The sequence below is a fragment of the Flavobacterium sp. genome (assembly GCF_031409475.1).
Lineage (GTDB): Bacteria > Bacteroidota > Bacteroidia > Flavobacteriales > Flavobacteriaceae > Flavobacterium.
This window is the reverse complement of sequence record NZ_JANNXH010000060.1, coordinates 18,511-30,548: the sequence shown is the minus strand read 5'-3', so window position 1 is coordinate 30,548 and position 12,038 is coordinate 18,511. Positions and strand designations below refer to the sequence as shown.

The following is a 12,038-nucleotide window of genomic DNA, read 5'->3' as shown; positions in this document are numbered from 1 at the left end:
ATTATTTATTTATATTTTTTATTATTAAATCCGAAACTATTTTTCCTGAAATTATTGATGGCGGAACTCCTGGTCCAGGAACTGTTAATTGTCCTGTGAAAAATAAATTTTTAACTTTTTTGCTTATAATTTTTGGTCTCAAAAAAGCAGTTTGAGTTAATATGTTTGCTAATCCATAAGCATTGCCTTTGTATGAATTGTAATCCTTTACAAAATCATTCACACAAAAACTTTCTTTAAAGATAATATTTTCTGTAACTTTCTGGTTGGTTAATTTTTCAAATCTTTTAATTATATTTTGAAAATAAATTTCTCTAATTGCAGGAGTATCTTTGATTCCAGGAGCTATTGGTATTAAAAAGATTCCGGCTTCTTGCCCACTTGGAGCTACACTTATATCTGTGATACTTGGGAAACTAGCGTAAAAAAGTGGTTTGTCAGGCCAACTTGGATTGTCATAAATAGCTTTAGCATGAACATCAAAATCAGTATCAAAAAATAAAGTGTGGTGCGACACATTATTAATTTTTTTGTCAAAACCCACATAAAACAACAGTGATGATGGTGCAAATATTTTAGAATCCCAATATTTCTCAGTATAACCTCTATATTTTTCGTCTAATAAAGTTTCGGTGTGATGGTAATCGGCTCCACTTAAAACAAAATCAGAATCGATTGTTATTCCATTAGCAACAACACTTTTTACAACCCCGTTTTCGACGATAATTTTCTCAACATTTTGCTGGGTTTCTATTTTCACACCTAAATCTATTGCAAGAGTTTCCATAGCTTTTACTACTTCATACATTCCGCCTTTTGGATGCCAAGTTCCTAAACCAAAATCAGCATAATTCATAAAACTATAAAATGAAGGCGTATTTGATGGTTTTGCACCAAGAAATAAAACGGGAAATTCCATAATTTGTTGCAAACGATTGTTCTTTATTTTCTTTCGAACAGCCGTTCGAATACTTGAAAAAAACTGATTTACTTTTTGAATTGTTACTGGAGTAATCAATTCCGTGATGGAAATTCCTGGTCTATAAACTAAATCTTTGATAGCAACATCATAGTTGAATTTTGCATTTTCTAAAAAATGTTCTAAGTGTTTAGAACTTCCTGCTTCCTCTTTTTCAAAAATAGTAAGAATCTCCGCTAAATTATCTGGTATTTTAATGGAATCTAAATTATCAAAATAAACTTCATAGGCTGGATTTAGCTTGTCTAAAGTATAATAATCTGATGGTTTTTTATCAAAATCTGCAAAAAATTTCTCAAAAACATCAGGCATCCAATACCAAGTTGGACCTATATCAAAAGTAAAACCATCTTTCTTGAGTTGTCTGGCTCTACCACCTATTGTTGGATTTTTTTCAAGGATAGTGACATTAAAATTTTGTTTTGCTAGATAGCAAGAAGCTGCTAAAGCAGAAAACCCAGAACCTATAATCGTTATTTTTTTCATTTGTTTAACAAAAATACAAAATACTTAAACAGTATTATTAATTTTAACTTTAATTTATAATTCAAAAATTAAATTTGCTATAGAATTAATGATGGTGATTTTTGGAGATAAATTTTTATCCTCTATATATTCTGCCATTCTGCCTACGAACCAAATATTAGAATTTTCGTCTAAAACTTCTCTGGAAATTTGCTCGACATAATTATTAATATCGTCCTTAGTTGGCTGAACTGTTACGTAAGAGATGTAGGTAATGTTGTCAAAATATTTTTTCATATCCTTTAAACTATCAATCGGAACACTTTCGCCAAGATAAATTGTCTTGTAACCACGTGATAAAATTTCGTAATTTAAATACATCAAACCTAGTTCATGGATTTCATTGTCTGGAAGGTACAACACAAAAACTCTATCTTTTCTAATTGGTGCTAAAACTTGAACTTTTTCGGTATTAATGAGTAGTTTTTGTTTAATCAAATAAGAAATAAAATGCTCTTGTGCGGGAGTCACTGTGCCGGATTGCCATAAGAAACCTATTTCATTCATTAACGGAATAACTACTTCAAAGAAAACCTCTCCAAATGTTTTCTTAGAGAGTAAATCATCGTAAGTTTTAAAAAACAAAGCTTGATCGAAATTTATCATTGCCATTTTAAAAGCACTAATCGCATGGCTTTTAGAACTTTTTTCAGAAATAATTTCTTGAACTAATAGTGGAATTTTATTTTCATTATAGCTAGCAATTTTAGATATTTTATAGCCATGATCATGAAGTAATGTAATGTTCAAAAGCTTTTGTAAGCTAGGAAGATCGTATAATCGAATATTAGATTCGGTGCGCATTGGCTCCAAGATATTATACCTTTTTTCCCAAATTCTAATCGTGTGCGCTTTTATACCCGAGAGATTTTCGAGATCTTTTATGCTAAAAACACTTTTGACATTCTCATTATTGTTTAACATTAATTTGATTTTGATGAACAAATATAGTTTTATTTTTTTAAAAACGAATATTTTATTTAAAATCAATTGATAAAAATTCATTTAATCTATCTAGAAACAGTATTGTTCAAGAAATATTAGTATTTCGCGAAGATATTGGTTAAATTTTAGTGTAATAGGCTACTTATTCAAATTTGTTAAAAAATTTGCCTGAATTAATAATTTATAAATTCGTTTAAAAAACATTTTAATTCGTAAATTAGAGGCACAAAAAAATACTATGAAAAAACTAACCAAAGAAGATATCAGTCAAGAAGTATATGAATTATATGATGACTACGCACACAATAAAATTGAAAGAAGGCAATTCATCGAAAAATTATCCGTTTTTGCGGTAGGAAGTCTAACATTACCAACACTTCTCAGCTTTATGACACCTAATTATGTGGATTCCATTACTATAAAACCCGAAGATTCAAGGTTGAAATCAGGATTCATCACATACGAATCCCCTAAAGGTGGAGGTACTATAAAAGGACTATTATCCCAGCCTACTAAAACGAGAAGGAAACTACCGGGAATCATTGTCGTACACGAAAATCGGGGCCTGAATCCGTATATCGAAGATGTAGGAAGAAGAGGTGCATTAGAAGGTTTTATCACCTTGGCACCAGATGCCTTGTCGCCTCTTGGCGGTTATCCCGGAAACGATGATGCGGGAAGAGAATTACAAAAAAAACGAACTCCATCAGCAATGCTCGAAGACTTTATTGCCGCTTATGAATACCTAAAATCATACAAAGATTGCAATGGTTATGTAGGCGTGGTAGGATTTTGTTTTGGCGGTTGGATTTCGAATATGATGGCAGTAAAAATCCCCACTTTATCCGCAGCTGTCCCGTATTATGGAGGACAACCCGTTTCTGAAGAAGCCGAAAAAATAACCACACCGATTATGTTGCAATATGCTGGTTTAGACACCCGAGTTAATGAAGGTTGGCCGGCTTTTGAAGCTATCCTAAAAAAGAATAAAGTAGAACATACTGCTTATTTCTATGATGGGGTAAATCACGGTTTTCATAACAATACAACTCCACGATATGACGAAAAATCAGCCACTTTGTCTTGGACACGAACCATTGATTTTTTTAAGGAGAAATTGAAGAAGAAATAATCAACAAAAAAAGCCCCAACGGGGCTTTTTAAATATATAAACTCAAGTTTTATTTACTCAAATACATTTTTCTTCTACTGTACAATTCGTAGAATTGGTCGTCTTTTAAATCGTCTATAAACAAAATGCTTTCACCTGTCGATTTCATTTCTGGTCCCAACGCTTTGTTCACATTGTGAAACTTGCTGAAAGAAAAGACGGGTTGCTTAATCGCATACCCTTTTAATTGAGGATTAAAAGTAAAATCGGTTACTTTATTGTGACCCAACATTACTTTTGTAGCATAATTTACATAGGGTTCGTTATACGCTTTTGCAATAAATGGGACTGTTCGTGATGCTCTAGGATTGGCTTCAATGATATAAACAGTATCGTCCTTTATTGCAAACTGAATGTTGATTAATCCAACGGTTCGCAATGCCAAAGCAATTTTTTTGGTATGATCTTTAATTTGTTGCATCACAAATTCACCCAAGTTAAACGGTGGCAAAGTCGCGTTACTATCACCAGAGTGAACTCCGCAAGGTTCGATGTGTTCCATTATTCCAATTATGTACACGTTTTCACCATCGCAAATTGCATCGGCTTCGGCTTCAATAGCTCCATCAAGATAATGGTCTAATAGCAATTTGTTTCCTGGAATTTGTTTCAATAAATTGATAACATGTTCTTCTAATTCTTGTTTGTTGATCACGATTTTCATTCCTTGACCACCCAAAACATAGGAAGGACGAATCAATAAAGGAAAGTCCAAAGTATCTGCTAATGCTGCAGCTTCGTCAGCCGTTTCTGCAATTCCAAATTGTGGAAAAGGAATTTTCAATTCGGTTAAAAGTTCTGAGAAACGTCCTCTGTCTTCGGCTAAATCCAACGCGTCGAAACTTGTTCCAATAATTTTGATGCCGTATTTGGCTAATTTCTCCGCAATTTTCAAAGCGGTTTGCCCACCCAATTGCACGATAACGCCTTCCGGTTTTTCGTGTTGGATAATATCATAAATATGTTCCCAAAAAACGGGCTCGAAATACAATTTATCGGCCGTGTCAAAATCTGTCGAAACCGTTTCGGGATTACAGTTAATCATAATAGTTTCATAACCACATTCTTTGGTCGCCAAAACGCCGTGAACACAAGAATAATCAAATTCTATTCCTTGTCCAATTCTATTTGGACCTGAACCCAAAACAATTATTTTCTTTTTGTTGGTTACAATACTTTCATTGTGAACGTAGCGTTCGCCGTTTGCTTTTTCGATTTCGGCCTCAAAAGTCGAATAATAATATGGTGTTAAAGCCTTGAACTCTGCTGCGCAAGTATCAACTAATTTAAACACCCGATTGATATTCATTGACATACGTAAAGTATGTATTTGACTTTCTAAACAACCCAACATGTGCGCTATTTGTCTGTCAGCAAACCCTTTTTGTTTTGCTTCCAACAATAATTCTCGTGGTAAAGTTTCCAATTTAAAATTGGATATTTCTCTTTCCAAAGTATATAATTCCTCATATTGTTTCAGGAACCACATATCAATTTTTGTGATTTCGTGAATACGGCTCAACGGAATTCCCAGAGCAATAGCATCATAAATGACAAAAACACGATCCCAACTTGCATAAGTCAGTTTTTCGATAATTTGCTCGTAATTGGTGTATCCTTTTCCGTCTGCACCTAACCCATTTCTTTTAATTTCAAGAGATTGAGTGGCTTTGTGCAAGGCTTCTTGAAACGAACGTCCAATTCCCATTACTTCACCTACTGATTTCATTTGAAGTCCTAAAGTTCTGTCAGCACCTTCGAATTTATCGAAATTCCAACGTGGTATTTTTACAATTACATAATCCAAAGTCGGTTCGAAAAGCGCCGAAGTCGATTTGGTAATTTGGTTTTGCAATTCATCTAGATTATAACCCAAAGCTAGTTTTGAAGCAATTTTTGCAATTGGATAACCCGTTGCTTTTGATGCCAAAGCTGAGGATCTTGAAACACGAGGATTGATTTCAATGGCTACAATATCTTCTTTGTCGTCAGGTGAAACGGCAAACTGTACGTTACAACCACCAGCAAAATTCCCGATGCTTCGCATCATCAAGATGGCATAATCACGCATTCTTTGGAAAGTGGCATCAGACAAAGTCATTGCTGGTGCAACAGTAATGGAATCTCCTGTGTGAATCCCCATGGGATCCATATTTTCGATAGAACAAATAATGACTACATTATCGTTTTTATCTCTCAGAAGTTCTAATTCGTATTCTTTCCAACCCATCAAAGCCTTATCAATCAATACTTCGTGAATTGGCGAAGCTTCTAAACCTCTGGTCAAAAGCTCATTGAAATCTTCTTTTTTGTACACAATTGCAGCTCCAGTTCCACCCAAAGTAAACGAAGGACGAATCACTAACGGGAAACCAAATTCCTGTGCAATTTCTTTTCCTCGCAGGTACGAAGTACAAATTTCAGCTGGTGCCGAAGGCACATTAATTTTCTTTAATAATTGTTTGAATTGCTCTCTGTCTTCGGTGATGTTTATAGCATTCACGTCAACACCAATTAATCGTACACCGAAATCTTGCCAAATTCCTTTTTCATCAGCTTCTAGACACAAGTTCAAAGCAGTTTGACCACCCATTGTAGGCAAAACAGCATCAATTTGTGGATGTTCTTTAAGAATTTGAATAATAGATTTAGTAGTTAGCGGCAATAAATAAATATGATCCGCCATTGATGGATCGGTCATAATCGTAGCTGGATTCGAGTTGATTAAAATCACTTCGATTCCTTCTTCGCGAATAGAACGTGCGGATTGGGAACCTGCGTAATCAAATTCACAAGCTTGACCGATAACGATTGGACCTGAACCTATTATTAAAACCGATTTTATGGAGTTGTCTTTTGGCATTTTAAATTGAATTGTAATTAGTTATGATGTAATGTGTTGACAAGATATAAAAAAAGGCGTTACTAAAAAATAGTAACGCCTTGATATTGATTATTTCTAATCATTATTTTTTATGTCTTGGTTCGCAAGAAACTGTCAATTTGTGTCTTCCTTTTGCTCTACGACGAGCTAGGACTTTTCTTCCATTTGCAGAAGCCATTCTGTCCATAAATCCGTGCTTATTTCTTCTTTTTCTTTTCGATGGTTGAAACGTTCTTTTGCTCATTGCTTTGTATCTTTATAAAATGTATTTAATGTCTGATGGTTTTAAATAATTGTTATTCTAAAACCGAGTGCAAATATACAAAGACTTTTATTTCTGACAAGTGGTTTTAAACTTTTTTTTTTAATTCCTTTTACTATCTTTGAAGTCTTAAATATATAGCACATGTTTCATAAAATCATCAAACTTATTATTGCCGGACTTATCGTAGTTACAGGTATTTGGCAATTTACCGAAGGTAATATTGGAAATGGAATTTTCCTAATATTACTGTCTTCAATTCCTGTTTTTCTTTACTTTAAAAACGAATTTATTTTATTGGCCTTCTTGAAACTGCGAAAACAAGATTTTGAAGGCGCCAAAAAATGGTTGGCTTACATTAAAAATCCCGAAACAGCATTAGTAAGAAAACAACAAGGATACTATAATTATTTGCACGGAATCATGCTTTCGCAAACGAATATTAATCAGTCTGAAAAATATTTCAAAAAAGCGATTGAACTGGGATTGTCTATGAATATGGATTTGGCTGTAGCCAAATTGAATCTGGCTGGAGTTGCTATGACACGTCGCAGAAAATTAGAAGCAACTTCGCTATTGAACGAAGCCAAAAAATTAGACAAACAAAATATGCTGGCAGATCAAATTAAAATGATGAAAGAGCAAATGAAGAAAATTTAGCTTTTTCTCCCAAAACCCTGTCAGAGTTCAAAACTTTGACAGGGTTTAGTTTTATTCCAAAATAATTTTGGGTAAATTTTCGTTCAGCCACTTGTATTTTGCCAAAATCATAATGTGTGTTCCGCCTTTTACGACGATACAATTTTGTATGTATTTTATCGGAAAAACATCGTCGTCATCGCCGTGTATGTGAATTACTTTTTCATCAACAATGATTCTATCCCAAAGTATTATTTGCTCTACAGCCCAATCTAAATAGCGAATATCTCTAACAGATAAGAATTTTTCGTATAATTTTATTCTACTATTTATTTTTGATCCAAAAGAAAATTTAGCCAAATTTTCTATATTTAAAAGTAAACTCGTGGGAATGAGCTTGTAGGCTTTAGTGGTTTTGGCAATTTTCATTCTTCTCGGGAATTCAATGTTGCTTTTGACACTCGAAATAATAATTACTTTTCTAGTATCAATATGCTTCGCAATTTCTTGAACCAAGATTCCTCCAAAGGAAACGCCTATTAAAACTGGGCTTTTATGTTTTATTTTTTTTGAAATTCTCTCGGCGTACTCTGTTAAAGATTCATTATTGAGCGGGATTTCCCACTCTAATAATACCATTTCAAATAGTTCTGCAGGAAGTACAATTCGCTCAAAAATTTTAGAACTTGCAGCAAGTCCGGGCATAAAATAGACTGGAATTTTATTCATAATTTGAACTCATCATTTAAAAAACCAATTTTGAAATAAACAAATAATTTTTCTATAAAATTAAGTTATTAATTTGAAATCAAATTTATTCTAACTTTATTTAATTAATAATAGAGTACATCTAAAAGCCGTGATTAAATTCAAATCGTATTACTATGTGTATATTCCCTGACAAAGAATACTTTAGAGTCTGTTCAATGTTAAAAAATTTGATATTGAATCTCAAATCTATATCTTTGCACCTATTACTTCTCCAAAGAAAACCTGCGGAAATAAATTTAAATCATTATGGAAACCGCAATTATCGAAATCAAAGACAATACTTTTGCCAGACAATTTGAAACTATAACCGAAAAAGGGTTGGTTTCAGTTGAATATTCATTTCAAGAGAAAAAAATATTTCTAACCCGAATTAATACTCCAGATTGTTTTGATGATGAAGAATTTATATCGAATTTACTCAAAGAAATCATGTCTATTGCAATAGAAAGAAAACTAAAAGTAGTTCCTATTCTACCAAAAATAGTAGTTTTCTTTAAAAAAAATCCTGTTTACAAAGAGTTGCTTCCGCCTGGAATTCGAATTTAGAAAAACTATTTTTCTATTTCTCTCAAATTTTCCATTTTCTTGTTTGCCAAGAAACCAGTAATATCCTCAAAATGTTCTTTTACTCGCTTGTTACCAAATTCGAAAACTTTAGTAGCTAATCCGTCTAGGAAATCACGATCATGCGAAACTAAGATTAAAGTCCCATCAAAATCACGTAAGGCATCTTTAATAATGTCTTTGGTTTTCATATCTAAATGGTTTGATGGCTCATCTAGAATTAACAAATTTACAGGTTCTAACAATAATTTTATCATTGCCAATCGCGTTTTTTCACCTCCCGAAAGTACTTTAACTTTCTTGGTTACATCATCACCATGAAACATAAAAGCACCCAAAATATCCTTGATTTTAGTTCGAACATCACCCACGGCAATATCATCTATAGTTTCAAAAATTGTGGCATTCTCGTTTAATAATGAGGCTTGATTTTGGGCAAAATAACCTATTTGTGCATTGTGACCTATTTCTAAACTTCCGCCATCAATACCTATTTCTTTCATAATGGCTTTAATCATGGTCGATTTTCCTTCACCATTTTTCCCAACGAAAGCTACTTTTTCACCTCTTTCTATTACAATATTTGCGTCTTTAAAAACTACGTGATTCCCGTAGGATTTAGATAATTCTTTTACAATAACAGGATATTGTCCTGAACGAATTGCTGGTGGAAATTTTAATTTTAATGCCGAAGTATCAACTTCATCAACCTGAACAATAACGAGTTTTTCTAGCATTTTAACTCGAGACTGAACAGTATCTGTTTTTGAAAATGTTCCTTTGAAACGGTCAATAAAAACTCTGTTATCTGCAATCATGCGCTGTTGTTCGTCGTATGCTTTTTGTTGGTGCATGCGACGGTCTTTTCTGAGTTCTAGATAATGAGAATATTTGGCTTTATAATCGTAAATTCGTCCCATTGTTACTTCAATCGTACGATTGGTAATGTTATCGACAAAAGCTCTATCGTGTGAAATTATCACAACGGCTTTGGCAGAATTTATCAAGAAATCCTCTAACCATTGAATACTTTCGATATCCATGTGATTCGTTGGCTCATCTAGCAAAATCAAATCTGGTTTTTGCAAAAGGATTTTAGCGAGTTCAATTCTCATTCTCCAACCACCAGAAAACTCGGATGTTTGACGCTCAAAATCTTCGCGAACAAATCCTAAACCTATTAAAATTTTCTCCACTTCGGCTTCATAGTTGACTTCTTCGATAGCATAGAATTTCTCGCTTAAATCTGAAACTCGTTCTATTAATTTCATGTAGGCATCACTTTCATAATCAGTTCGAATGGTGAGTTGCTCATTGATTTGATCAATTTCGGCTTTCATACTGAAAATTTCTCCAAAAGCTTTGGATGTTTCTTCCATAACCGTTGCACCGTCTTTGGTTAATAAGTGCTGTGGTAAATAAGCAATAACGGCTTCTTTTGGTGCCGAAATATTCCCTGTTGACGGTTTGCTTTGCCCTGCAATTATTTTAAGAAGTGTTGATTTTCCTGCGCCATTCTTACCCATCAAGGCAATTTTATCATTTTCGTTTATAGCAAACGAAACGTCGCTAAATAAAGTGGTTCCGCCAAATTGAACGGAGATATCGTTGACTGTAATCATTTTCTGAAGTTAGATTAAACGTTAGAAGTTAGCCCTTCGACAAGCTCAGGGTGACAAACTGCTAAAAAATTAAAAGTGGCAAAGATAGTTTAAATAAGGAATTAAGCAATTTAAGAAATGTGGTTTTATTAACTACTTTTAGATGGATTTTGTCTACTATCAAAAATTTGAAGTATTCTGATTTCTGTTTTAGAATGAATTTTATAGATGATTTTATAATCTCTAATAATCATTCTTCGATAGGGTTCACCCAAAAATTCATCTAATTGATATTGCTCAACAAAATGAATATTTTTACTTTGAACAATAATATCCTTAATGACATTTTTTGCTCCTTGAATTGATTTTAATTTGATAAATTCAAAAATTAGTTTTAAATCAGTTTTGGCATGATTGTCCCAAAGTATACTATTTGGCTTTTGCATATTACCAATTCTCGATTTCTTTTTCTAAATCTTCAATAGTTGTATATTTTCCTGTTGAAATTCGCTCATCTGCTTCCTTAACCATAGTAATATATTCATCTTTATCAACAGGATAACCACTAATGGTATGGGCCACAACTTCTTTATCTAAAATTAATTTTAGAGCTATTATTTTTTTAAGTTTACTTTCATCATTAATATGAAGCAACCAATCCAACAATTCCATTTTTTTTGCAGCTATATCCATAATTAAAAGATTTTGAATATCAAATATACAAATTTTAAATACTCAACCTAAACTCTTCAATCACAGGATTTGCTTTTGCAAAATCAGTTTCTTGAATGAATATTTCTACAGCCAAATCAGAGTTGCCAAAACCGCCCAATCTTGCTGATTGTATGTTGTCTTTTAAAACTGTATTCACGCCAATTTCTTCTATTTTTTGTTGTAAGGCTTGCGCCAAAATTTCGCTACCCGAAAATACTTTCATTAATCCCATTGTAAAAAAGTTATTTGTTATACGTTATTTGTTATACGTTATTCGTTGTCAGTTTCTTCCTCAAATTCTTCTTCCTCAAAATCAAATTCCAAAGGTTCTACAAGCATTTTATCGGCAAGAATTTCTATTCTTTCGGTGAATACATCCGAGAAAATAATACGTTGCGTTTTGTTGATGCTATTTGAAATTCGCATAATTTTAGTTTCGTGTCGCAACTTCAAAATTGGATCGGCATCATCGAGGATAAACATTTTCAATCGGTTTACATTGAAACCTGCAGTGGTAAACATTTCGCTCAATTTATTTGGTGTGCCAATCAAAACATCGATTCCTGTAGAAATATAATTTTTGTCATATTCCATATCGCCTTTGTCATGAACACCATAAACACGCAAATCAGTATATTTTCCTAACTTTTCGAAAAGGTCTTCCATTTCCAAAACCTTGTTTTTATCCTCAACAATTATCAAAGCACGCGGTGACTCTTCGCCTTCGGCTTTTAATTGTTGTATTACATTCAACACAATTGTAGTTGATTTTCCGCTTCCATTTGGTCCAATAATAATACAATCGGCACCACTTTTCAGTGTCGAAAATGTTTCTTTTTGCATTTCATTGGCTTCGGTTAAACCGTTTTCGATGAGTGCTTGTTGCAGGTTTTCGTTTATTTTTTTTAGTTTCATTTATTTTATCTAAAGAATCTAAAAAATCTAAAAATCTAAAGAGTTATTTTTTGCTTCTTTAGATTTTT

13 protein-coding genes are annotated in these 12,038 nt (G+C 33.0%); 3 read left to right on the top strand and 10 right to left on the bottom strand.

Translation table 11 applies throughout. The features are described 5' to 3' along the window. Position 1: 1 nt before the first annotated feature. Positions 2 to 1,465, bottom strand: a complete 1,464-nt coding sequence (locus RMO53_RS10610; protein ID WP_310380405.1) for a phytoene desaturase family protein — start codon at positions 1,463 to 1,465, stop codon at positions 2 to 4. Between the two features lie 54 nt (positions 1,466 to 1,519). Next, positions 1,520 to 2,428, bottom strand: coding sequence for a MerR family transcriptional regulator (locus tag RMO53_RS10605; RefSeq protein ID WP_310380403.1), 909 nt, complete (start codon positions 2,426 to 2,428; stop codon positions 1,520 to 1,522). Between the two features lie 259 nt (positions 2,429 to 2,687). Here RMO53_RS10605 and RMO53_RS10600 point away from each other — a divergent pair, with 259 nt between their 5' ends. Next, a complete protein-coding gene (locus RMO53_RS10600; protein ID WP_310380401.1) occupies positions 2,688 to 3,581 on the top strand; it encodes a dienelactone hydrolase family protein in 894 nt (297 codons plus the stop codon). 49 nt (positions 3,582 to 3,630) lie between these two features. Here RMO53_RS10600 and carB read toward each other — a convergent pair whose 3' ends face one another. After that, positions 3,631 to 6,483: a carbamoyl-phosphate synthase large subunit gene (gene carB, locus RMO53_RS10595; RefSeq protein ID WP_310380400.1), complete on the bottom strand. Its 2,853-nt coding sequence runs from the start codon at positions 6,481 to 6,483 to the stop codon at positions 3,631 to 3,633. A gap of 103 nt (positions 6,484 to 6,586) precedes the next feature. Next, positions 6,587 to 6,748: a 50S ribosomal protein L34 gene (gene rpmH, locus RMO53_RS10590; protein WP_007136275.1), complete on the bottom strand. Its 162-nt coding sequence runs from the start codon at positions 6,746 to 6,748 to the stop codon at positions 6,587 to 6,589. Between the two features lie 162 nt (positions 6,749 to 6,910). Between rpmH and RMO53_RS10585 the strand changes: the two genes are divergently transcribed. Then, a complete protein-coding gene (locus RMO53_RS10585) occupies positions 6,911 to 7,426 on the top strand; it encodes a DUF2892 domain-containing protein (RefSeq protein ID WP_310380397.1) in 516 nt (171 codons plus the stop codon). Positions 7,427 to 7,477: 51 nt separating this feature from the next. Here RMO53_RS10585 and RMO53_RS10580 read toward each other — a convergent pair whose 3' ends face one another. Further along, the gene (locus RMO53_RS10580; protein WP_310380395.1) at positions 7,478 to 8,134 is read right to left on the bottom strand and encodes an alpha/beta hydrolase; all 657 of its coding nucleotides are present in this window, start codon (positions 8,132 to 8,134) and stop codon (positions 7,478 to 7,480) included. 303 nt (positions 8,135 to 8,437) lie between these two features. On the opposite strand from RMO53_RS10580, the gene RMO53_RS10575 reads away from it, so the two are divergent. Continuing rightward, positions 8,438 to 8,722 carry a GNAT family N-acetyltransferase gene (locus tag RMO53_RS10575; protein WP_409024830.1) on the top strand — a complete coding sequence of 95 codons (285 nt, stop codon included), beginning with the start codon at positions 8,438 to 8,440 and terminating at the stop codon, positions 8,720 to 8,722. A 5-nt stretch (positions 8,723 to 8,727) separates the two neighbouring features. On the opposite strand, the gene RMO53_RS10570 is transcribed toward RMO53_RS10575, so the two are convergent. The 5 genes from RMO53_RS10570 to RMO53_RS10550 form a co-directional block, all read right to left on the bottom strand. Beyond that, complete coding sequence (locus RMO53_RS10570; protein ID WP_310380392.1) at positions 8,728 to 10,362, bottom strand: ABC-F family ATP-binding cassette domain-containing protein; 1,635 nt, start codon at positions 10,360 to 10,362, stop codon at positions 8,728 to 8,730. Positions 10,363 to 10,490: 128 nt separating this feature from the next. Beyond that, entirely contained in the window at positions 10,491 to 10,787 is a 297-nt protein-coding gene (locus RMO53_RS10565) for a type II toxin-antitoxin system RelE/ParE family toxin (RefSeq protein ID WP_310380390.1), read from the bottom strand. A 1-nt stretch (position 10,788) separates the two neighbouring features. Continuing rightward, positions 10,789 to 11,034, bottom strand: a complete 246-nt coding sequence (locus RMO53_RS10560) for a hypothetical protein (RefSeq protein ID WP_310380387.1) — start codon at positions 11,032 to 11,034, stop codon at positions 10,789 to 10,791. A gap of 34 nt (positions 11,035 to 11,068) precedes the next feature. Next, positions 11,069 to 11,287, bottom strand: a complete 219-nt coding sequence (locus tag RMO53_RS10555) for a putative signal transducing protein (protein WP_310380385.1) — start codon at positions 11,285 to 11,287, stop codon at positions 11,069 to 11,071. Positions 11,288 to 11,325: 38 nt separating this feature from the next. Continuing rightward, a complete protein-coding gene (locus tag RMO53_RS10550; protein ID WP_310380383.1) occupies positions 11,326 to 11,970 on the bottom strand; it encodes a DEAD/DEAH box helicase in 645 nt (214 codons plus the stop codon). Positions 11,971 to 12,038 lie beyond the last annotated feature (68 nt).

Excerpts from the sequence above, each read along its gene's own strand:
- RMO53_RS10610 (WP_310380405.1), bottom strand. The coding sequence starts at position 1,465 with ATGAAAAAAATAACGATTATAGGTTCTGGGTTTTCTGCTTTAGCAGCT.
- RMO53_RS10605 (WP_310380403.1), bottom strand. The coding sequence starts at position 2,428 with ATGTTAAACAATAATGAGAATGTCAAAAGTGTTTTTAGCATAAAAGAT.
- RMO53_RS10600 (WP_310380401.1), top strand. The coding sequence starts at position 2,688 with ATGAAAAAACTAACCAAAGAAGATATCAGTCAAGAAGTATATGAATTA.
- carB (WP_310380400.1), bottom strand. The coding sequence starts at position 6,483 with ATGCCAAAAGACAACTCCATAAAATCGGTTTTAATAATAGGTTCAGGT.
- rpmH (WP_007136275.1), bottom strand. The coding sequence starts at position 6,748 with ATGAGCAAAAGAACGTTTCAACCATCGAAAAGAAAAAGAAGAAATAAG.
- RMO53_RS10585 (WP_310380397.1), top strand. The coding sequence starts at position 6,911 with ATGTTTCATAAAATCATCAAACTTATTATTGCCGGACTTATCGTAGTT.
- RMO53_RS10580 (WP_310380395.1), bottom strand. The coding sequence starts at position 8,134 with ATGAATAAAATTCCAGTCTATTTTATGCCCGGACTTGCTGCAAGTTCT.
- RMO53_RS10570 (WP_310380392.1), bottom strand. The coding sequence starts at position 10,362 with ATGATTACAGTCAACGATATCTCCGTTCAATTTGGCGGAACCACTTTA.
- RMO53_RS10565 (WP_310380390.1), bottom strand. The coding sequence starts at position 10,787 with ATGCAAAAGCCAAATAGTATACTTTGGGACAATCATGCCAAAACTGAT.
- RMO53_RS10560 (WP_310380387.1), bottom strand. The coding sequence starts at position 11,034 with ATGGATATAGCTGCAAAAAAAATGGAATTGTTGGATTGGTTGCTTCAT.
- RMO53_RS10555 (WP_310380385.1), bottom strand. The coding sequence starts at position 11,287 with ATGGGATTAATGAAAGTATTTTCGGGTAGCGAAATTTTGGCGCAAGCC.
- RMO53_RS10550 (WP_310380383.1), bottom strand. The coding sequence starts at position 11,970 with ATGAAACTAAAAAAAATAAACGAAAACCTGCAACAAGCACTCATCGAA.